This window comes from Epilithonimonas zeae, from assembly GCF_023278365.1.
GTDB classification, from domain to species: domain Bacteria; phylum Bacteroidota; class Bacteroidia; order Flavobacteriales; family Weeksellaceae; genus Epilithonimonas; species Epilithonimonas zeae_A.
On sequence record NZ_CP075338.1, the window covers coordinates 1,515,379 to 1,536,663 of the forward strand.

Consider the following 21,285-nt stretch of genomic DNA (forward strand, 5'->3'; position numbering starts at 1 on the left):
TCACAATAATCTGGAAGCGGAAAACTTCTCCACAAAATCCTCAAACTCTTTTCGATAACTCCTGCCAACGGGAATATTGTATTTGCCCAAATTCAATTCATTATTATTGAAGGCAATTACATATTTTGAATTGATTAAAAAAGACCTATGAATCCTTACAAAAGCCCTATCAGAAAGTGAATTTTCCAAATCTGTCATTTTATTTTTTGTAATGATTTTTCCCTCGTTTTGCAAAATGATTCTGACATCATTTCCTTGGCTTTCAAAATAAAGAATATCAGATAAAATGATTTTCCTATTCAATCCATCAGATTTGACAATAATGAAATCTTCAGTTTGTTCATCAGAAGGAATATTTCTCAACACACGCTCTACAGATTTGAAAAACCGCTCGAATGTAATTGGTTTCAGAATATAATCAACCGCTTCCAATTCAAATCCTTCTATAGCAAATTCGCGATAAGCAGTTGTGAAAATGGTTTTAGGTTTTCGATTTAAGGATTTCAGAAATTCGATTCCGTTAAGATTGGGCATTTCGATATCGAGAAACATTAGGTCAACAGGTTTTGTCTGCAATATTTGATAAGCTTCGATTGCGTTTTTTGCAGTTGCGACCAGTTTCAGAGAATCAATCTTTGAAATATGGTTTTCCAAAAGCTTTACAGCCAGAGGTTCGTCATCAATTATAATACAATTTATCATTCTGTTGCGGGCGTAATTATTTCTACTTCAAACCAATTTCCGATTTCTGAAACATTAAATTCAAATTGATTCTCATAAAATATTTTCAATTGCTCTTCTATATTATTTAATCCCAAACTTTCACGTTCAGATTTTAAAGTTTCTGAATAGGTATTTTTGATTCGAAAAACAGATTGATTTTCATCCGTTTCAATTTCAATATTAATTTCAATATTTCCAGCCGATTTTCCTGCACCGTGTTTGAAGGAATTTTCAACCAAAGAAAGATACAACAATGGTGGAATTTTGTTTTCAGAATTTAGTTTTTGTCTTTTGAATATTTTCAGACGTTCGTCATATCTCAGTTTTTCAAGCTCAATATAATCATCAATGATAGAAATTTCATCCGAAATATTAACCGTTTTATTCTGACCTTTATAAAGAACATAGTCCAAAATTTCCGAAAGTCTGCTGATAGATTCTGAAGTTTTCTCCGAATTAATAATGGAAAGCGAATAAATATTATTGAGTGTATTGAACAAAAAATGAGGATTAAGCTGTGACTTCAGAACTTTCAATTCTAATTCTGCTTTTTCCTTCAAAAGTTTGGTCGTGTTTTGTTTTTCACTTTTATATCGCAGCATAAACATCACTGAAACAAAGGCAAAAGCTCCTGTAATAATAGAAAAAGTATAACTAATCAACAGATATCTGATGTCTGTAAAAATACTATAAATGCTGTCTTGCGGATAATTACAAAAAAAAGGTTCGGCTATGTAAACAATAAAAAGGCGGTTAATAACAGAAAAAACATAAAGAGAAACAAGCAGTAAAATTGAAAATGAGAAATACTTTTTTCGGTCAAAAAAATGCTTTATGAGAACATAATAAATAAAATTCGCACTGATAATCTGAAAAATCCAATGGCACAAATCATAGTAAAAAATCAATTGAATATTAGCATTCTCATATTCTCCATAATTTCTTGCTTCAATCAACAGAAAAAGTGCTATCCAAAATAAAATTTGAAAGCCAATGTTTGGTCGATAATTTTTGTCAGTTCCGATTTTCACAACCTTCAAAATTATAAATTATAATCCGATAAAAATCTTTTACGAATGTAGAATTGACAAATCGAATGACAAACAACCATAATTACAATCCAAAATGCAGAATAAGTAATCAAAATAAAAAACTCCGCTTTCTGAAGGTGCTTTGAAAATTACTATTAAAAAGCAAGCATCTTGCAGAAAAAAAAATAAATGCAGACTACTTCCTCTCAAAGATTCAATGGATTAGACCATCTGAGAGCCATTGCAATTCTTTTGGTATTAATGTATCATTATCGAGCTTTTATACATCCAGATTGGATAGATATTTATGGGCGTTTTGGCTGGACTGGAGTTGATTTGTTCTTTGTATTAAGTGGTTTTCTGATTTCAAATCAATTATTTCAGGAAATTAAAAATCGTGGGAATTTCAGTTTGAAATCATTTTTCATAAAACGTTTTTTCAGGATTATCCCGCCTTATTTTTTCACATTACTATTATATTTCTGCTTTCCTTTTTTCAGAGAAAGAGAATCGCTTTCGCCGTTATGGAAATTTCTCAGCTTCACTCAGAATTATGGCTTAGATGTCATCAACAAAGGAACGTTTTCACACGCTTGGTCATTGTGTATTGAGGAGCAATTCTATCTAATTCTGCCTTTTTCATTACTATCACTCATCAAATCAAAAACATTGAAATATCTAATTGTTATGATTGCATTCATTATATTATTTTCAATTTTTGCGAGGTATTTTTCTTGGCAGGAATACGTTTTTCCAAATATCAATTCGAATAAATTTTGGAAGGTCTGGTATATGAAAATCTATTATCCAACGCACACTAGATTGGACGGATTGGCTATCGGCGTTTTAATTGGATATCTGTTTCAAAATTTTTCAAGATTCAGAAAGATTATTGATGAAAATGGCAATTTGTTTTTGCTGTCAGGTTTAGCTTTTCTTGGCTTCTCTTTATGGGTTTGCAATGACCAATCTTCTGAATTTGCATCGATATTTGGATTCACATTCGTTGCTGTAAATTATGGTTTTATAGTGATTTCTGCGATTTCGAAATCCTCATTCCTGAACAAATCAAAAAACTATTTCACAACTCAATTAGCAAATTTATCTTTTGCAATCTATCTTTCTCACAAGGGAATTATCCATATTATTCAAAGCCTGATAGAATATTACAAAATTTCCATTTCGGAAAATTTGTTATTGATTATCTGTTTAATAGGATGTATTCTTGGAGGATTATTTTACAGATATTTTATTGAAAAACCGAGTTTAAAATTGAGGAATAAAATCTCTGCTAATTTCTCTTCGTAAACGAATAAAGCAACATATCCGTAAGAACTTCTTGTCGTTTTCTGTAATCGTTTTTCAGCAAGCCTTCAAACTCGAAATTGCAGAATTCCGCTACTTTTTTGCTGGCGATATTGTCCGGTGCGATTTTCATAAAGATTCGGGTCATTTTTTTTTCATTCATACAGAAATTACGAAAAGCTTCCAAAGCTTCATAAGAATATTTATTACCCGAAAAATCATTGAAAATAAAATACGCCAACTCACCTTTCGGAACCGACCAATCGATTTCTCTAATTGAAATATGACCGATCAATTCATCTGATTCTTTGAGAAAAATCCCAAAATAGAAACCTTCTTCACTTTTAAAACTTTCAATCTTTTTTTGGAAATACAATTTGGTTTCTTGCAGAGTTTTCGTAACACTTAAAGTTCTCGAAAAGTAATCTTCCAGATAAGTTTTGTCATTTTGAAATTTAGTATAAAATTCCTCAGCAAAATCCAGCGAATACGGTTTTAGAAGCAGTCGTTTGGTTTCAATCATCACTACATTTTAAAAAGTCCCGCCAATCCCGACAACCAATCTTCCGCCGTCTGACGATGTAAAATAAGAAATATTGGCAGAGATGGCGTCAACTGCATTCAGCCAAAATCCACCTCCGTATGAGTTGTGCCATTTATTAGAACTTTCATTCGGATTCCAAACTCTTCCTAAATCAAATCCACCGAAAAATCCGTAACTCAAAGGTAAAATCGAGTTTTTGATTTTGCCTATTTCATAACGCAAATCTGAAGTTTGATAAAAAGAGTTTTTCCCATAAAAACGGTTAAAACGGAAACCTCGCAAATCTTTGTTTCCGCCCAACGTCGCCATTTGATAAAACTCGTAATCGTTACCGAAAAGCCATTTTGCCTTCGCATAAGAAGACCAGACCAATCTTTGATTTTGCGTCAGATAATGCAGAAAACCAAGTCCGGTTTCCAGTGAAGTATATTGTCTGTCCGTGTTTTGAAGGTTCATATTCCAAACCGTTCTGATATCGAATTTCATTCCCAATTTTGGATTTGCTTTATTGTCATAATTCTCATAATTGAATGACAAATCCGCTCCACCAAACTGTTTTGATTTGAAAACATCATCATTCACAACGCCAGGAATGGAGATATAACGATTCGCTGTTCTATCGATTTTCAGAATTTCGTAATTCAGTTTTGCGGAGAATGTTGATGCATTTTTGTTCCAGTTAATAGACGGTGAAAATCCAAATTCTCGAGCTCTCACATTATTGAATCGATTCCCATATTCTTCTTTTGGATTAACCGTTTCATTCCCGATTCCGTAGAAATTCCTGATGTAATGCGAACTCGTCACTCTCGTATCCAAACCGTAAAACCAATTGCCTTTCAACATCGGAAACATTGCCTGATAAGCAAACTCATAACCTTTGGTTCCCGTGAAATAGTTGGCTGTAAAATGGTGTTTCTGAGAATACGGATTCTTGATAAAATCATTCACCGTATAATCTGCATTGAAACCAATCGCCAGCGCATCATCCGGATTGAAATTGAAGTTCATAAACGTGGTGAAAACATTGTATTTCGCATTTCTGTAATTGTACTGATTGATGTCGTAATCATCAGTCAACTTCAGAGTGGTATTTCCTTTATTTTCAAAGTTATTCGGTTTGCTTTTGTAATCGTAAATCGTGACTTTTTTGGAATTGGAAACTGCATATTTGTCATTGTCTAACCCACCTAAAAGTCTGACTCTAATACTTGATTTCTGTTTGCCTTCTACTACAAATTCGTCATCATCACCCAGACCATACAACAAAATTTCTTTTGTCATCAATCCCGAATAAAGCTTGGATGACTGCAATTCTTCTCCCGATTTTTTCAGCCTGATGATTTTGACTTCGGTTTCGTTATTCGGTAATCTGGTAACTACAAACTTGTCTTTTTTGTCAGTTCCAGTCAAAATCACTTTCTCTTGAAGAAATTTGAAATAAGCCGAAGCATATTTTTCAAGGTCTCCTTTTCTCGTCAGTAATTTCTGAATCAAATCTTCCGAAACGTTGTCCTGAACTTCTTTTGGTAGTTTTTTAAATGCTTCTCGGATGTCATTTTCTGACAAATTATTTTGAATAAATTCCGCTACACCCTGCCAATCTTTTCCATTAGAGTTTTTAGCAAAAATCAAATCCAACGGATAAGGCTCTCTGTTAAACCACTTTACGCTTTCCATCTGATAATCAAAATTTTGCATATGTTTCAGCTCCGGAAATTCCATCAAAATCCCTGTAATAAAACCGTCATATTTGGCGAAGGCTTGGTCTCTGTCTTTCGGAATCGGGCTGTAAATTACGTTGCCATTTTCTTTCCTGGATTCGAATTTCCATTGGTCGTGATGCCTGTCCCAATCACCAATCAACATATCGAACAAACGTGCTTTGATCCACGCTTTTTCATCCATTTTATATTTTTCATCTTTGGCAAGATTCAGGATTACTTCATCGGTTCCTAGAACTTTGTTCGGATTTTCCTCGGTTTCCATTGGTCGGTCTTCGAGATAATACAACTCATTTCCAAAATTCTCATTGAAGTTTTTAAGAGTTTTCTGTTTTGGAATATAAAAAAGTTCTGGTGTTGTGTGACGAATTCCCAATTTGTCTGCCATTCCACCGATTACCAAAGGCGTGTAAGGATGTGAAGTTGTATAAAAATCCAACAAAAATTTGTCCGCATAACTATCCGAAAAATCATCAATTACATATTGATTTTTGAACGCTACAGCCTGTAAAAATCTCACACCGCTTTTTTTCAGCGCTCGAATCACATATTCGTTTCCGGATTTGGTTTCCAGACGAAGGGATTTGGTCTGATGTCCGCCTCCTGCTCTATCCGTTTTTACCCCACCGAATAATGTATCTAATTCCAGATTTTTGACATTGATTTTTTCCGAATAATATTCACGGTAATGTTTTCCCCAAAGAAACTCGTAGAGCTTACTTTTCTTCGTCATCGTAGAGTCATAAATCGATGCTTGGGAATATTCTGAAAACTGATTGGGAAAATCTTGCTTCGGTTTTTCTTCTTTTCCTAAAACCGTTTTTCTGAAAAGCAATTCCGATTTTTCTGGATTAAGACTGTAAAAACTCACTTCAGCATTTCCTGATTTTGAGATTTTCAGTTCTGCATATCCGTTTTTTCCAAATGAAAAATCATTGCTTCCAACGGCTTTTGCAGATTCGGTTTTGGAACCTGCTCCGCTTACTATTTGACGAATGTCAGCTTGCTCGATGTATTGTAGATTGTGGTCGTGACCGGAAACTACGATGACATTTTTCCTTCCGCTAATCAATGTTTTCAGTCGGTCTGCCAAATTTTTATAGTTCTGATTGCTGATATCCTGGTGTGTGATTCCGCCAGTTGCACGCATCAGATTGATTCCCGTTCCGAGAATTGGCAGTGGAATTTTATTTTCCAAAGGAAAAATTTGCTTTTCCCAAGAGTATCTTCCGCCGTGCGAACCGTTCGTCATCAAAGGATGATGTGTTGCAATTACGATTGTTTTATTCTGATTTTTATTCAATTGGTCTTCGAATTCTGTATAGAAATCTTCGCGGGTTTTGAGGTCGCACTTTTCATTGATACCCGGATTTTTGTCCCAATTGGCTAAAACCCATTCTGTGTCCACTAAAATCAAAGTCAGTTTTTTGTTGATTTTTCTGGTTTCGATGGGACAACCGTTTCTTGGTGCGAAAGCCGATTTGTCATTCAGTTTTTCTGTGACATAATCTTCTTCTCTTTTCAAACCTTTGATGCCGTTGTTGTACCAATCGTGATTGCCGGGAATGAAAATCGTTTTTCCTTTGAACTGTTGAGATAATAAAATCTGGTTATCCATTTTTTTCTCCGCCAAAGCTCTATGTTCGTCCTCTTTTTTTGGCATCCCGACTGGATAAATATTATCGCCTAAAAACATCAAAGTACTATTTTCCGGAGCTTTGGATAATGAATCTTTCAGAATATTCATATTGTGGAAAGCTTCATCCTGATCAAGATTCCCAGCATCACCAACCAAATAAAACGTATGGATGATGCTGTCTTTAATCGTTGGATTTTTGGCAAAATCTTTGGCGTTTTTTCCATAATCGGCGTTTTGAACGGCGCAGGAAACCGCAACAAACAGAAGTATGATAAAAAGATATAATTGGTATATGTATCTCATAAATGATTTTCAATATTAATGGTAATTCTTACCAATGAATCGCACGCAGCCCGACTTGAGCGGAAATCCTTTTTTGCTTACACTTAAATTCTATTTAATCTAAAATCTTCTGCAAAAAAGATTGGGAGCGGAAGGCGGATTAAGCTGCCATAAATAAAATTAAATTTAAGTTAAAGGCTTCGACAAGCTCGGCCTGATGATTTTGATTTCAAATATTCACGAAATTAGTCAAACTCTAACAATATTTAACAAAATTAAAATTAATAAGCTATAAATACTTTCTTAAATTTGTTCCAAATTGCTTTTATGGATATTTTGAAAATTTCGGAAGATTATGTTAAAAATTTATTCAAAGATAGATTATCTTCTGTTTATACTTATCACAATCTTGACCACACGATTCAGGTTGTAGATAAGATAAAAATCCTTGCAAAAGAAGAAAGCATTGGTCCCGAAGATACAGAGAATCTGCTTTTGGCAGGCTGGTTTCACGATTTGGGTTATATTGATGATGCTGATAATCACGAAGAAGAAAGCCGAAAAGAAGCTGCAAACTTTTTAAAGCAATATGGTTTTTCCGAAGATAGAATTGCCAAAATCGGAGAACTGATCCTGGCAACGGACAAATTTTACAAGCCTAAAAATCATCTGGAAGAAATCATAAAAGATGCGGATTTGTATCATTTGGCTTCGGATGATTATTTCAGGATTTGTGAGAATCTGAGACAGGAAATCAAGGAGGTGCATCATCAGAAATTCAGCAAGCAACAGTGGTCTGAGCTTAATATTGTTTTCTTTTCGAAACATCAGTTTTATACCAAATTTGCTAAAGAAAACTGGCAGCCGATCAAAGAAAAAAATGTGGATAAAATCCTTTCTCACATCCAGAATCTGAAAGAAGAAAAAAAGAAAAAAGCGGCTGAAGATAATGATAAAGCACTTCTGAATAAGAAAAAGCTTGAGAAACTGGAAAGCCCTGAACGTGGTATAGAAACAATGTTCCGGGTGACATTGAACAACCACACCAAACTGAGCCAAATTGCCGATAGCAAAGCGAATATTCTGCTTTCCGTCAACGCGATTATTATTTCAATTGCATTATCATCTTTGATTCCAAAACTGGATGCGCCAAGTAATTCGCATTTGATTATTCCGACATTTGTGATGGTCATATTCAGTGTGATTTGTATTATTTTGGCGATTATGTCTACGAGACCGAAAGTATCCAGCGGAACTTTTACCAGAAAGGAAATAGAGGAGAAAAAAGTAAACCTTCTGTTCTTCGGAAATTTCTACAAAATGCCGATGGAAGAATATCTCTGGGCAATGAAAGAAATGATGAACGACCGACAATATTTGTACGATACAATGATAAAAGACCTCTATTATCTGGGCGTTGTTCTAAATAGAAAATACAAATTATTGAGACTGACTTACACGGTCTTCACAATTGGAATTATTGTTTCTGTGGTGGCTTTTGTGGTGGCTTTTCGGAATGTGACGGTTTAGAATTTAAGAATTATGAAATTAAAATATTTTAAAATTTTATTTGGTTTCTTCCTTTTATTCTCACTTTTGGGATGCTCAGTTCTTACCGACTTTTACATACAAAATCTCACCAATGAGAATAAAATAATAAATTTAACATTAAGTCTCGCTTAGAAAATGATCCTTATGGTGAATTTAGTTTCAATTATAAAAATGGCATAGCAAATCCAAAAGAGTTTAGAAAGAATAAAAATCTACTCTCACTTAACAAAACCATCATTGATGATTATGAAATAGAAGTTGTTTTGCCACCATCCTCTACAACCAGAGTGGAAAAAACTATCAATTACCATTGGAGGAATTGGTCAATTGACAATATAAAAATTGACAACAAGGAAATAAAAATAAAAGATATAGAAAGTCAGTCGTCTAAAGAGAAAAGTGATTACATCTATAAAATTCAATAATTTTTATACACCTTCCACAAACTCATAATCCACATCTTCTGCCTCATAATTAACCGCAACACGCAAAGCTCGCAAACCATTAATTCCCTGTAAATCTTCAACTTCCAGCTCTTCTATTGTTGAAAGCACATTTTGGTTCTGAAGGATTTTGATTAATTTCAAATATTCTTCACGTTCCCTATCCTGAGAATAGATAATGCTGATTTTTCCGGGTTGTGTGATGCGTTCGTCAGAATTTTTGATCAGGGATTTGTCGATACGTTTTTTAATCATTTCGTAGCGGGCATTATAACTTCCGTCCACGTCAAAACGTTTTTCATCCATCCTGAATCTGATACTGATCGGCGTGCTGTAAACCAAAATCAAAGACGAAACATCCAGAGAATAATCCAGCGTTTCTTTGTATTTTTTGTAATGCAATTCGGATTCGCAAATCACACGCAATTGCCATAATCTTAAGTTCTTGAGGAAAATCGGGTCGTAAGTCAACTCCGGTTCAATCGATGAACCGATATACATATTATGTTCTACGCCGTCTGTCTTGAAACGCTCGTAGTAAAACGGAAATCTTCGCTGTTGCTCTTCCTGACGTTTGTCCAGAATATCCGCTAAAAACTTATTGACAGATGACAAACTATCATCAAATTTCTTCCTGAACTGATAAACCAATTCCGTTTTAGAATCCAGTTGTTTGTGATAGTCCGTTACGATTTGATTATAATTCACATTCTGAAGTTTAATCGATTCCAGCAACGGATGAACTTCCTGATGAATAAAATTCTGAACCTGACTTTCTGTGTCGGCTTTTAAATCTTTTGACAATAATTCTTGAAAATGAATCAGTTTTAAATTAATAGATTCCAAATCATTGCCAGAAATCAGATTTTTGAAAACATCAGAAATCAGCATCAGGTTAATTTCTAAATCTTTTTTAATGGCCAGATTTCTCGAAATTGAAGAATTTCTAATGTCAGTTTGCCCAAAAAGTGGTGTCAGATTTTCAAAAGTGATTTTTCGGTATGGCAAATCGAATTCCTCTCTGTAAAAACCGATGTGACGTTCCGCTTCTTGTCTGAATTTCCAATAAACACTTGGATGTATCGATGTATATTCTCTTTGGATAATAGCCTGGATTCTGGTCTCAATACCGTCATAAAGTCTGTCCATCGTATCCTCCAGATAAGGCATTACGATTTCCATTTTTTGAGCATTGATGCTGTTCAACATTTTTTTTCTGGAAACGAGTTCGATAATTCCGAGAACTTTTTTGTTTTTGATAATAGGTGCAAAAATCGCACTTTTGATTCCCGATTCGTAGAAATGTCTGGCAAAATCACTGTCCGGAAACTCCCGGTAAACTTTTTCAACATCAGAAATGCTGAAGTATTTTCTGGATTCTACCAATGTATTGAAGTTCTTTTCGCAGAGCAATTCATTTCTGGAATGATTCAATCCTGACAGAATAAAACTATCAATCACACCATTGATGGGCGTTTTTACAAATTTGTTTTCTTCGTGATTGATGGATGTATAGCCCAATTCTAAATCAGGAACCTGAAAAATCGAACGGAAAATCTTGTTCAGTTCCGGTTTCAAATTTTCATCATCTTCAAGATTAATCAATTTGGTTTTGAGATTGGAAACTGCAATTTCTGTTGTGGCGTCAAAGAAATTAACGACAGCAAAACCTTTCAGCTCCCAGCTTTTTGGCGGAAATTTTTCTTTCCAAAGCTCGTAATCTTCGAAATTATCCAGCAATTCAGAAATCTCTTCTTCAGTTAATTTTTTGAAGTTTTCCAATGGATGAACATCCATAAAATCGGCATTCGTGAGAAATCTGTAGTGTTTTACAACTCCATCTTCATTCGGAATATCAAATATAAATGGCATCGAAACGTTAAGCGGAACCCCATAAAAATCATTAAGGATGATACAGCAGCTCATCACATAAAAGCGGTGCGGATCCATATCTTTGATAATCATATCAAAATTGTCACCTGCTTTTTTGATAATGCGCTCAAACCTTTTTGTAGGGTTGAAAAAGAAATTATAAAAAGGAAAACTGATGGCCTTGATTTCATTTTCCGTCAACATTGGCGGAAAAAGGTCGCGCAACAGTTCTTTCATCAAGGTTTCATTTTTCTCGAAAAAGTCAAGACTTGTGATGCCATCCAGAAGCTCGGGAAATTCTTTGCACTTATCCAAAATCCTCTGGTGTGACAATGCATATTCCGGGTTATCAGAAGCTTCTGCTTCCATTATTTGAATGAGCTTTTCAAAGGAAAAATTCAGTATGAACGGGCTATCGTAAAAGGCTTGGAACTTCATCGGGTAAAAATCAATGCAAATGTAAGAATTAGGAATATATTAATAAAGTCGATTTAAAATTCATAATACTTTAATTCTGTTTGATATAATGAAAAGCAAGTATGTAACAATTTATCAATGTAAAAGTTAGAATAAAAACATATATTCCAAATTTACAAATCTAAAGATTATTAGATATATCTATCGTTCCATTAGTCGATTTCAAAATTGTTACAATAACCGTATCTTTGCAAAAAATCTCAGAAAACATTGAAAGATATCCGCACCTTTTCCCTTGATCAGTTAAAAGACCATTTCAGCACAATCGGTGAAAAACCTTTTCGTGCAAAACAGGTTTATGATTGGCTTTGGAGCAAGAATTTACATTCCTTTGATGAGATGACAAATCTTTCTAAAGATCTTCGAGAAAGTTTGACGCGAGATTTTTTCATTAATCCAATCGCCGTTGATTTATTACAAAAATCTACAGATGGGACGATAAAAAATGGCGTTAAATTGCACGATGGATTGATGGTGGAATCGGTTTTGATTCCTACTGAAACCCGTAGTACGGCTTGTGTTTCTTCTCAAGTTGGTTGTTCTCTGAACTGTGAATTTTGTGCAACAGCTAAACTCAAAAGAATGCGAAATCTGGAAGTTGCAGAGATCGTAGACCAAGTTGCTTTGATTGATCGCCAAAGCAAAGAATATTTTGACAGACCACTCACTAATATTGTGTTTATGGGAATGGGCGAACCGATGATGAATTACAAAAACGTTGTCGAAGCTATTCATAAAATCACAAAGCCGGAAGGCCTGGGAATGTCACCAAGAAGAATAACGGTTTCCACTTCCGGAATTCCGAAGATGATAAAAATGCTGGCCGATGAAGAACTGAAAGTGAAACTAGCACTTTCTCTCCATTCAGCCATTGAGCATAAACGAAACGAAATAATGCCTTTTTCTGAGAAGTTTCCTTTGACTGACATTATGGATTCGCTTCAATATTGGTATCAGAAAACCGGTTCTCCAGTTACTTTTGAATATTGTGTTTGGAAAGGAATCAACGATGGAGACGAAGATATCAAAGCTTTGATCAAATATTGCCGACAAGTTCCAAGTAAAGTCAATCTAATCCAATACAACCCGATTGGCGAAGGAAAATTTGACCACAGAAGTATTGAAGCCGAGCAAAAATATGTTCGTGAATTAGAAAAAGCAGGAATCACGATTGTTGTAAGAAAAAGCCGTGGCGGCGATATCGACGCAGCTTGTGGACAATTGGCGAATAAAACGGCGGAATAATGATTGCTTTTTTAGAAATAATTTATTTTATTTTTTTCAGTATATCAGTCATTTCATTTTTGATATATATTTATAAATCACTGAGAAAACAATCCGATTTCAAATACTTTTTAATTACATTATTATTTTTTGTCATTAATATATTTATTGATAATGAATTATCAAATTTGGTAATAAATGAAATTAAAACAGAAATAAATAATTCTAATAAAATTATTTTTATTAATGACAATAAGAATCAAATTGAAATCAATAAAAATTCACCCGAATTAAAAATCAATACTAGTTCTCGAAAACATAGCGAGAAAAAAATTGAAAATTATCTTTTAATGTCTCCAAAAAACATAAGAATAATATTAAAAGAAGATTCGAAAAGCAAAGGTAAATTCTGGATAAAATATCCAAAATATTATTTTTCAAATATTAAAGCAATCGGTTATTTAGAACTTAATTTTAGGTAAATTCTTTAACAATACTTTAATCCATAAAATTTTACGTTCAAAAAATCAATTCTTATTTTTACAGAATATGAAAAGGATTTTTTACATTTTATTGATTCTCTCAGGATTTCAAATCTCAGCACAGAAAGCGCAGTCACTGAATCTAAAGAAATATAAAATTGCTGTTTTGAGTGATTCTTTAAGGGAATCATCAGGCTTGACAAATATTAATGGAAGACTTTTTTCGTTCAATGACAGCGGCAACACCAGCGAAATTTTCGAAATAAAACCAGGAAGTTCAAACATCGAAAAGACTTTTCAAACCGGTCTCAAAAATATCGATTGGGAAGCTATTACGAATGATAGCGAAAATTTTTATGTTGGGGAATTCGGGAATAATCTGGGAACCAGGAAAGATTTGAAAGTTTATCAAGTTCCTTTTAAGAATGATTCAATCGTCACAGATTCTATAAAAACAATTCCGTTTTTTTATCCGGAACAAATTGATTTCACTCCAAAAAACATCAATAATAATTTTGATGCTGAAGCGATGATTTTCCTAGATGGAAATATTCATTTATTCACAAAAGAATGGATTACAAATACGGTTTCTCATTATGTCATCGACAAAAACCTGACAGAAAACCAGCCTGCTCAAAAACTGGAATCTTTTAAAACTGGATTTGTTGTGACCGATGCTTCTTTTTTTGAAAATAAATTATACGTTGTAGGTTACACCAAAAAAGCTTCGGTTTATCTTATGATTTTCGAAAAAGATGATTCTGGAAATCTATTTTTCAACAAGATTCAAAAAAAGTTTTCTTTGGGAAGAGCTTTCAAAATTGGTCAAATCGAAGGTATTACGGCAACTGAAAAAGGAATTTATATCTCAGGAGAGCGATTCAGCATCAAAATCAAAAAAGTGCCTCAAAGTCTCTACTTTGTCCCGTTTGAAGATTTGCAATAATTATATTTGCATACTACTTTAATCAAAAATCCAATAAGAAATGAAAAGAATTACGGTATTCTGTGGTTCAAGTTTTGGGACGGATGACGTTTACAAATCGCAGGCAAAATTATTAGGAAAAACATTAGCAGAACATCAAATCGAATTGGTTTACGGAGGCGCTAATGTAGGTTTGATGGGTGCAGTAGCGGACGGCGTTTTAGAGAACGGAGGAAAAGCTATTGGCGTTTTGCCTAACTTTTTAAAATCTAAAGAAATTGCACACGAGCATTTGACAGACCTTATTTTGGTGGAAACTATGCACGAAAGAAAAACCAAAATGAACGAGCTTTGCGATGGCGTAATTGCTTTACCGGGCGGTTTCGGAACTTTGGAAGAGTTTTTTGAAATGCTGACTTGGGCGCAATTGGGACTTCATAAAAAACCGATTGCCATTTTGAATACCGCTGGTTTTTACGATTCCTTAATCACTTTTATCCAAACTATGGTTGACAAAGGTTTTCTGAAAGAAGTTAACCGAGATATGATTCTGGTAAGCGATGATATTGATAAGCTTATCGCAATGATGAAAAACTATGTTGCGCCAGACGTTGCAAAATGGATTAATAAAGAACGTGTTTGATTCTATTGTTAATTTAAAAATGTATTAATTCTATATTGTAATGGATTTTTATTCTGTGATAAAAATCAAAAAGCGTTTCAAAGTCTTTATTTTATTCCTTTGAAAGATTTATAATATTTATATTTGTAGAATAGTTTTTGTTCAATCGACAGACAGATCTTCAACATAGCCCCGATTGTAGTGGAAATCCTTTTTGTTTTTCTTTGGAAAACAAAAAGATTGTAACGGAAAGCGGGTTAGAATGTTGAAAAGAAGTTGAATGTTGTTGCTCCAAAAATATAATCTCTAAACGCAAACAGTGGCCAATACAGTAGAACTAATCAAAGCTCCGATTTCTGAAGAAATGAAACTTTTTGAACAAAAGTTTTATGAATCGATGAAAAGTAATGTTGCTCTGCTGGATAAAGTTACGCGTTTTATTGTCACGACAAAAGGGAAACAAATGCGCCCGATGTTTGTTTTTCTATGCGCAAAACTGGTCGGAAATGTGAACGAAAAAACTTTCCGCGGCGCCAGTATGATTGAGTTGATTCATACGGCGACTTTGGTTCACGATGATGTTGTGGATGAGAGTTTTAAACGCCGGAATTTCTTTTCCATCAATGCACTTTGGAAGAATAAAATTGCAGTGTTGGTTGGCGATTATCTACTTTCGAAATCGGTTTTGCTTTCTACGGATAACAAAGATTTTGATTTGCTAGCTGTGATTTCCAGAACGATCAGAGAAATGTCTGAAGGCGAATTGCTTCAGTTGGAAAAAGCCAGAAAACTGGACATCACAGAAGATGTTTATTACGAAATCATCCGTCAGAAAACAGCCACTCTTATTGCGGCTTGCTGCGAAGTTGGTGTTTTGTCCAATGGCGTGGATGAAGCGACTGCGAAAAAAATGCAGGAATTCGGCACTTACACGGGAATGGCTTTCCAGATCAAGGATGACCTTTTTGATTATCAGACAAGCAATATCATTGGAAAACCTGTAGGAATCGACATCAAGGAACAGAAGATGACTCTGCCTTTGATTTATACTTTGAAAAATGCGAGCCCTGAGAATTACAAAAAATATTTCGCAGCGATAAAGCGTTATAACAACGATTCTAAAAAAGTTCGCGAGCTGGTAGAATTTGTAAAGTCTTCCGGCGGAATGGATTATGCTATCCAAACGATGAAAGATTACCAGCAAAAAGCACTTGACATTCTTGCTGAATTCCCAGACAATGAGGCCAAAGCATCTCTTAAACTGATGCTGGATTATGTGATTAGCAGAAAACTTTAATTTTTATTCTTCCCGATATTCCAAAATATCCGCAGGCTGGCAATCCAGAGCTTTACAAATTGCTTCCAAAGTACTGAAACGAATAGCTTTTGCTTTTCCGGTTTTCAAAATCGAAAGGTTGGAAAGTGTTAAATCTACTTTTTCAGACAGCTCATTCAATGACATTTTTCGTTTTGCCATCATTACGTCTAGGTTTACAATTATTGGCATAAGTTAAACTGTTAAATCGTTTTCTTCCTGTAATTCCACGCCTCTTTTGAAAATCTGAGCAATAATATGAATTACAGCTCCCATAAAAATAAATCCTTCACTATCTGCCAAAAATTGGTTTAAGTTGGCAGGAACAAAACTGTGGTCATTCAAATTTTCAACAACTTGTTTTGCAATGTAACTCAATAATCCTATTGAAAGGCTATAATAACTAATCATTGAAATTTTCTTTGCAACAAAAGTGCTAAACGGTTTTGACAGATTCATTTTATGCATTAGTGTAATCACCGTATAAAAAAGAACAGCTTTTAGAATTGAAATGATTAAAATAAAGCTGTAAATGCTAAAAAACTCAAATCTACTTTCTTTATACATTTGGGTTAAATCTACCTTTTGATAGAGGTTTTGGATAAGCTCAGGATTACAAAGATGGAAAACGAAATTGACGATTAATCCTCCTGCCTCAATCGATAAGCCTACAAATATTATCCAAGCTATGGCATATAAACCCCAAAATATGAAATTGTTTGTTTTTGACATTTTTTTAAATTTTAAATATTATTCAAATGTAATAAATATTTATTGATAAACAATAAATATTTTCTTCTTATCAAATAATTTTATTTTTAACAAAGTTAAAATTTCAACAAAGTCTTTTAATTCCGTAATTTTGAAATATGAACAATTCTCCACTTGCAGAAATCTTACGTCCGAAAACTCTCGACGATGTTTTAGGGCAAGAACATTTGACCGGAAAAAATGGAACGATCCGCAAAATGCTGGAAAATGACACCATCAATTCATTGATTTTTTGGGGACCTCCGGGAACTGGAAAAACAACACTGGCAGAAATTATCTCTGAAAAATCCGGCAGGAAATTCTATAAACTATCTGCTGTTTCTTCTGGAGTGAAAGATGTAAGAGACGTGATTGATGAAGCTAAAAAGCAAAATCTTTTTTCAGGAAAAAGTCCGATTTTGTTCATTGATGAGATTCATAGGTTTAATAAGTCTCAACAGGATTCTTTGCTTCACGCCGTTGAAAAAGGTTGGATTGTTCTTATTGGTGCTACAACAGAAAATCCTAGCTTTGAAGTTGTTTCGGCTTTATTGTCACGTTCTCAAGTCTATATTCTGAAAGCATTGACTTTTGAAAAGCTGGAAGAATTAGCCGACATCAGCACTTCAAAATACAACGAATTAAATAATACCAAATTTTCTCTTGAAGAAAAGCAAGCCTTCATCCAATATTCTGGAGGTGATGCAAGGAAATTGATTAATTCTGTGGAGTTGGTTCTTAATCAATTCAAGTCAGCGAAGAAAAATAAAATATCCAACAAAGACGTACTTTCTGTTTTGCAGGAAAATATGGCTTTGTATGATAAAAATGGTGAGCAGCATTATGATATCATTTCAGCTTTCATCAAATCGATGCGAGGTTCTGATCCCAATGGCGCAGTTTATTGGTTGGCCAGAATGTTGGTTGGCGGAGAAGACATCAAATTCATTGCAAGAAGAATGATGATTCTTGCAGCAGAAGACATTGGTTTAGCCAATCCAAATGCATTAGTAATCGCAAACAATTGCTTCCAAGCTATCAATGTAATTGGAAATCCGGAAGCAAGAATCATTCTGAGTGAAACAGCCGTTTACCTTGCCGTTTCTCCAAAAAGCAATTCAACTTATAACGCTATCAACGAGGCAATGGCTTTTGTAAAAAAAACCGGCGACTTGCCCGTTCCGTTGCATCTTAGAAATGCACCAACCAAACTGATGAAAAATCTCAATTATGGTAAAGATTATCAATATGCGCATTCTTATGAAGGTAACTTTGTAGATTTAGAATTTCTACCAGATGACATAAAAGGTACAGCATTTTATCAACCGGCTAATAACTCTACAGAGAAAAAAATCAAGGAACAACTCAAAGACAAATGGGGTGACAAATATTACTAAACATCGTGGTTTACGTTAAATAATCCTAAAAATTTATTTTAAACCAATTATTTCAGATTGCTTTTAATATATTTGCTGAAGACATATATCTATGGAACACTTCGAGAGTTGGAAAGACTTACTGAACCCAGAATTTTACATCAAATTAGGTGGGTTTTGGCTTATTTTATTCATCATTTTTGCAGAAACCGGGCTGTTTGTAGGTTTCTTTTTACCGGGCGACAGTTTACTTTTCATTTCCGGGATTTACGCCGTTCAAATTATTGATACCACTTTTGGTTCCACAGGTTCAGATTTTCTGGATACTACTATTTTAGCAACTGCAGTTGCTATTGCAGCTATTATCGGGAACGAAATCGGTTATTGGTTTGGTTACAAAAGCGGACCGTTGTTGTATGAGAGAAAAGACTCATTCTTTTTCAAGAAAAAATACTTGTTCAAAGCCCACGATTTCTTCGAAGAACACGGCGCTGTAGCAGTTATTTTATCCAGATTCTTACCAATAGTGAGAACCTTCTCGCCTATCGTTGCGGGAATTGTAAAAATGAGCAAACCAAAATTCTTCTTTTACAACGTTATAGGCGCTATACTTTGGTCATTCACAATGATTTACGCAGGACATTATCTGGACAAATTATTTATGGATCAGTTTGGAATCGACCTCAAGAAAAAACTGGAAATCATTATCCTAATCATAGTTTTGGTCACCACTTTGCCAATTATTATCAAATTCTTTTTCTCAAAAGACAAAGAAAGACCAACACAGGAATAATTTTTGATAATCAATATCAGACAAAATATAGAAACCGGAAGTCATTTCCGGTTTTTGCATTTTAGAATTTGACTATGTTGAACCTTTTTTTTAGGCTTGGGCAGCTTTATCCGTCCTCCGTCCCGCTTTTTTCTTTTTCTATAAAAAAGAAAAAGAGCCCCACTCAGACCGGGCTGTTTGTAATTCGGTGTTTAAAACCTTTTATAATAGAAGCGCCTTTGTGAACCTAAAAACATACAGGTTAAATAAAAAACTTTGAGAGCTTTGTGTTAAATTAAAAACCAACAAATTAATATTAATCAATTCAAAAATGAAAGTATTCATCAACAATAGAATTCCACAAATCGGAATTGATATTTTAAAAGAAAACAATCTGGAAATCATAACACCTGAAACCGAAAATCCATCATACGAAGAATGGCTGGAAAACTGCAAACAAGCAGACATCATTCTAAACGTTGGTGGAAAAAATAAATATAACAAAGAATTCTTCGACAACTGCCCCAATGTAAAAGCCATTGCACTATTCTCAGTAGGTTTTGACCAAGTCGATATTGCAGAGGCTACAAAACGAAAAATTCCAATTGGAAACACGCCAGATGTTCTCAGCAGAGCCACCTCCGATGTAGCTTTTCTTTTAATGCAAATGGTTTCCAGAAAAGTCAATTATAATGTTGAAAAGGTAAAATCCGGAAATTGGAAAGACTTTGATGCATTGGAAGAGCTCGGTCAAGAATTATATAACAAAACTTTAGGCATTTTTGGCTTGGGAAGGATCGGTTTCGAAATGGCAGAAAAATGCAAAGCCGCTTTCGGAATGAACATCATCTATCATAACAGAAGTCATAATGAACAAGCTGAGAAAGAACTCGGAGCAAAATATGTCACTTTTGATGAATTAGTTCAAGAGTCAGATATCATCAGTATTCACGCCAATTACACAGCAGAACAAGCTGGTATTTTCAACAAAGAAACGTTCGAAAAAATGAAACCGAATTTGATTTTCATCAATACAGCACGAGGTGGTTTCCACAATGAAAAAGATCTGTTCGAAGCATTAAAATCAGGAAAAATCTGGGGCGCAGGTTTAGACGTTACTAATCCAGAACCGATGGATAAAGAAAATCCCCTACTGCAACTCCCGAATGTTTGTGTTCTTCCGCATATTGGATCAGCAACCATAGAAGCCAGAAATGGAATGTCAAAATTGGCGGCGGAAAACATAGTGGCTTTCGCAAAAGGCGAAAAAATGCCAACTTGTGTCAATCCCGAAATTTATGATAATTAATTCTTAAAAATCTCAGCTTGGAATCATATTTGTCTTAGCTGTCTTAACTAAAATCAAAATATTATGACACCAGAAGATAACATCAACGAACAAGAAAGAAAATTGAGAGAAATGGATTACAATCCGGGCGAAGATATCTTTAACCGAGAAGAACACGTTCCTTTGGACGGCGATGGAAATCCTATAAAAGATCCAAGTCAGGTTAATGACGAAATGCCATTCGGACTAGATGTTCCGGGCGCAGAAGATGATGATAATTTTGAACAGATCAACGATCAATTGCCGGACGAAGAAAATAATTATTACAGCCAAAGTGACAACGAGGACGATCACGAAGAACAAAACGAAGACCTCATCGAATAAAACCAAAAGCTTACTGAATACAGTAAGCTTTTTTATTTCTAGTTTTCAAAGATTCTTGCCGGCTTTTTATTTTCATCAATAGCGACAAGAGTAAAATCTCCTGAAACAGCTTTTTCACGAGTGTCAGCATACATCTCCTCGATGAATATTTCGATATTGACTTTTACGCTGGTATTCCCAACATATTTTACTTTTCCAATCAATTCTACCAAAGTATCTGCAGGAATTGGCTTTTTAAAATCAATTCTGTCACAGCTTACGGTGACAAAAGATTTCCTTGCAAATCTTGTTGCCGTCATAAAAGCAACTTCATCCATCATTTCCATCACTTTTCCACCGAACATTGTATTGTGGTGATTCGTAGTATTTGGGAAAACCACTTTGAAAACACGCGTTTCCGATTGCTGGATTTTGTCTTCGTAATTCATTTCTTTTTTAGAATTTAGATTAAACATTGAAATGAATAGAAAATCAAATTTCTACTTCAAATCGCGAAAGTTTTTGGGGATCCGACTTTCCGCCTCAGCGAATCACGGTTGCGCGACAGCTCGTGACT

19 protein-coding genes are annotated in these 21,285 nt (G+C 34.5%); 11 read left to right on the plus strand and 8 right to left on the minus strand.

Annotation, left to right across the window (positions count from 1 at the left end):
* Both KI430_RS06645 and KI430_RS06650 read right to left on the minus strand, forming a co-directional pair.
* Positions 1-702 (minus strand): LytR/AlgR family response regulator transcription factor, encoded by a 702-nt coding sequence (locus tag KI430_RS06645; protein WP_248877470.1) that lies wholly within the window; start codon positions 700-702, stop codon positions 1-3.
* Positions 699-1,754 (minus strand): sensor histidine kinase, encoded by a 1,056-nt coding sequence (locus KI430_RS06650; protein WP_248877471.1) that lies wholly within the window; start codon positions 1,752-1,754, stop codon positions 699-701. Before KI430_RS06650 ends, KI430_RS06645 begins: the two co-directional genes overlap by 4 nt.
* A 189-nt stretch (positions 1,755-1,943) precedes the next feature.
* Here KI430_RS06650 and KI430_RS06655 point away from each other — a divergent pair, with 189 nt between their 5' ends.
* Positions 1,944-3,062 (plus strand): acyltransferase family protein, encoded by a 1,119-nt coding sequence (locus tag KI430_RS06655; protein WP_248877472.1) that lies wholly within the window; start codon positions 1,944-1,946, stop codon positions 3,060-3,062.
* Here the strand turns inward: KI430_RS06655 and KI430_RS06660 are convergent.
* Positions 3,046-3,582, minus strand: a complete 537-nt coding sequence (locus KI430_RS06660) for a GNAT family N-acetyltransferase (protein ID WP_248877473.1) — start codon at positions 3,580-3,582, stop codon at positions 3,046-3,048. The two genes, KI430_RS06655 and KI430_RS06660, sit on opposite strands and share 17 nt — an antisense overlap.
* Positions 3,583-3,591: 9 nt before the next feature.
* On the minus strand, positions 3,592-7,269 hold the full coding sequence (locus tag KI430_RS06665) for a metallophosphoesterase (protein ID WP_248877474.1): 3,678 nt from the start codon (positions 7,267-7,269) through the stop codon (positions 3,592-3,594).
* A gap of 306 nt (positions 7,270-7,575) precedes the next feature.
* Between KI430_RS06665 and KI430_RS06670 the strand changes: the two genes are divergently transcribed.
* Positions 7,576-8,778 (plus strand): Pycsar system effector family protein, encoded by a 1,203-nt coding sequence (locus tag KI430_RS06670; RefSeq protein WP_248877475.1) that lies wholly within the window; start codon positions 7,576-7,578, stop codon positions 8,776-8,778.
* A gap of 449 nt (positions 8,779-9,227) precedes the next feature.
* Here the strand turns inward: KI430_RS06670 and KI430_RS06675 are convergent, their stop codons facing one another.
* The gene (locus KI430_RS06675) at positions 9,228-11,483 is read right to left on the minus strand and encodes a GAF domain-containing protein (protein WP_248877476.1); all 2,256 of its coding nucleotides are present in this window, start codon (positions 11,481-11,483) and stop codon (positions 9,228-9,230) included.
* A gap of 318 nt (positions 11,484-11,801) precedes the next feature.
* Between KI430_RS06675 and rlmN the strand changes: the two genes are divergently transcribed.
* The 5 genes from rlmN to KI430_RS06700 all read left to right on the plus strand — a co-directional run bounded on the left by rlmN (position 11,802) and on the right by KI430_RS06700 (position 16,141).
* Positions 11,802-12,836 carry a 23S rRNA (adenine(2503)-C(2))-methyltransferase RlmN gene (gene rlmN, locus KI430_RS06680; RefSeq protein ID WP_248877477.1) on the plus strand — a complete coding sequence of 345 codons (1,035 nt, stop codon included), beginning with the start codon at positions 11,802-11,804 and terminating at the stop codon, positions 12,834-12,836.
* Positions 12,836-13,297, plus strand: coding sequence for a hypothetical protein (locus KI430_RS06685; protein WP_248877478.1), 462 nt, complete (start codon positions 12,836-12,838; stop codon positions 13,295-13,297). The genes rlmN and KI430_RS06685 overlap by 1 nt, the downstream gene beginning before the upstream one ends.
* A gap of 67 nt (positions 13,298-13,364) precedes the next feature.
* Positions 13,365-14,243 carry a hypothetical protein gene (locus tag KI430_RS06690; protein WP_248877479.1) on the plus strand — a complete coding sequence of 293 codons (879 nt, stop codon included), beginning with the start codon at positions 13,365-13,367 and terminating at the stop codon, positions 14,241-14,243.
* Between the two features lie 40 nt (positions 14,244-14,283).
* The gene (locus KI430_RS06695; protein WP_248877480.1) at positions 14,284-14,865 is read left to right on the plus strand and encodes a TIGR00730 family Rossman fold protein; all 582 of its coding nucleotides are present in this window, start codon (positions 14,284-14,286) and stop codon (positions 14,863-14,865) included.
* Between the two features lie 298 nt (positions 14,866-15,163).
* Positions 15,164-16,141 (plus strand): polyprenyl synthetase family protein, encoded by a 978-nt coding sequence (locus tag KI430_RS06700; protein WP_248877481.1) that lies wholly within the window; start codon positions 15,164-15,166, stop codon positions 16,139-16,141.
* A 3-nt stretch (positions 16,142-16,144) separates the two neighbouring features.
* Here KI430_RS06700 and KI430_RS06705 read toward each other — a convergent pair whose 3' ends face one another.
* Together KI430_RS06705 and KI430_RS06710 are read right to left on the minus strand one after the other, a co-directional pair.
* Positions 16,145-16,351 carry a helix-turn-helix domain-containing protein gene (locus tag KI430_RS06705; protein WP_248877482.1) on the minus strand — a complete coding sequence of 69 codons (207 nt, stop codon included), beginning with the start codon at positions 16,349-16,351 and terminating at the stop codon, positions 16,145-16,147.
* 3 nt (positions 16,352-16,354) lie between these two features.
* Positions 16,355-16,891, minus strand: coding sequence for a DUF2975 domain-containing protein (locus tag KI430_RS06710; RefSeq protein ID WP_248877483.1), 537 nt, complete (start codon positions 16,889-16,891; stop codon positions 16,355-16,357).
* 137 nt (positions 16,892-17,028) lie between these two features.
* On the opposite strand from KI430_RS06710, the gene KI430_RS06715 reads away from it, so the two are divergent.
* The 4 genes from KI430_RS06715 to KI430_RS06730 all read left to right on the plus strand — a co-directional run bounded on the left by KI430_RS06715 (position 17,029) and on the right by KI430_RS06730 (position 20,729).
* Entirely contained in the window at positions 17,029-18,306 is a 1,278-nt protein-coding gene (locus KI430_RS06715; protein ID WP_248877484.1) for a replication-associated recombination protein A, read from the plus strand.
* Positions 18,307-18,397: 91 nt separating this feature from the next.
* Positions 18,398-19,078 (plus strand): DedA family protein, encoded by a 681-nt coding sequence (locus KI430_RS06720; RefSeq protein WP_074233728.1) that lies wholly within the window; start codon positions 18,398-18,400, stop codon positions 19,076-19,078.
* A gap of 310 nt (positions 19,079-19,388) precedes the next feature.
* A complete protein-coding gene (locus tag KI430_RS06725; protein WP_248877485.1) occupies positions 19,389-20,366 on the plus strand; it encodes a 2-hydroxyacid dehydrogenase in 978 nt (325 codons plus the stop codon).
* 63 nt (positions 20,367-20,429) lie between these two features.
* Entirely contained in the window at positions 20,430-20,729 is a 300-nt protein-coding gene (locus KI430_RS06730; protein WP_120212963.1) for a hypothetical protein, read from the plus strand.
* Between the two features lie 38 nt (positions 20,730-20,767).
* Here the strand turns inward: KI430_RS06730 and KI430_RS06735 are convergent, their stop codons facing one another.
* Complete coding sequence (locus KI430_RS06735) at positions 20,768-21,157, minus strand: acyl-CoA thioesterase (protein ID WP_074233725.1); 390 nt, start codon at positions 21,155-21,157, stop codon at positions 20,768-20,770.
* Positions 21,158-21,285: the final 128 nt, after the last annotated feature.

Bases quoted from the DNA above. Each gene is read 5' to 3' on its own strand.
- KI430_RS06715 (WP_248877484.1), top strand. From the start codon at position 17,029: ATGAACAATTCTCCACTTGCAGAAATCTTACGTCCGAAAACTCTCGAC.
- KI430_RS06670 (WP_248877475.1), top strand. From the start codon at position 7,576: ATGGATATTTTGAAAATTTCGGAAGATTATGTTAAAAATTTATTCAAA.
- KI430_RS06730 (WP_120212963.1), top strand. From the start codon at position 20,430: ATGACACCAGAAGATAACATCAACGAACAAGAAAGAAAATTGAGAGAA.
- KI430_RS06725 (WP_248877485.1), top strand. From the start codon at position 19,389: ATGAAAGTATTCATCAACAATAGAATTCCACAAATCGGAATTGATATT.
- KI430_RS06645 (WP_248877470.1), bottom strand. From the start codon at position 702: ATGATAAATTGTATTATAATTGATGACGAACCTCTGGCTGTAAAGCTT.
- KI430_RS06690 (WP_248877479.1), top strand. From the start codon at position 13,365: ATGAAAAGGATTTTTTACATTTTATTGATTCTCTCAGGATTTCAAATC.
- KI430_RS06685 (WP_248877478.1), top strand. From the start codon at position 12,836: ATGATTGCTTTTTTAGAAATAATTTATTTTATTTTTTTCAGTATATCA.
- KI430_RS06675 (WP_248877476.1), bottom strand. From the start codon at position 11,483: ATGGAAGCAGAAGCTTCTGATAACCCGGAATATGCATTGTCACACCAG.
- KI430_RS06655 (WP_248877472.1), top strand. From the start codon at position 1,944: ATGCAGACTACTTCCTCTCAAAGATTCAATGGATTAGACCATCTGAGA.
- KI430_RS06735 (WP_074233725.1), bottom strand. From the start codon at position 21,157: ATGAATTACGAAGACAAAATCCAGCAATCGGAAACGCGTGTTTTCAAA.
- KI430_RS06705 (WP_248877482.1), bottom strand. From the start codon at position 16,351: ATGCCAATAATTGTAAACCTAGACGTAATGATGGCAAAACGAAAAATG.
- KI430_RS06665 (WP_248877474.1), bottom strand. From the start codon at position 7,269: ATGAGATACATATACCAATTATATCTTTTTATCATACTTCTGTTTGTT.
- KI430_RS06720 (WP_074233728.1), top strand. From the start codon at position 18,398: ATGGAACACTTCGAGAGTTGGAAAGACTTACTGAACCCAGAATTTTAC.
- KI430_RS06710 (WP_248877483.1), bottom strand. From the start codon at position 16,891: ATGTCAAAAACAAACAATTTCATATTTTGGGGTTTATATGCCATAGCT.
- KI430_RS06695 (WP_248877480.1), top strand. From the start codon at position 14,284: ATGAAAAGAATTACGGTATTCTGTGGTTCAAGTTTTGGGACGGATGAC.
- KI430_RS06660 (WP_248877473.1), bottom strand. From the start codon at position 3,582: ATGATTGAAACCAAACGACTGCTTCTAAAACCGTATTCGCTGGATTTT.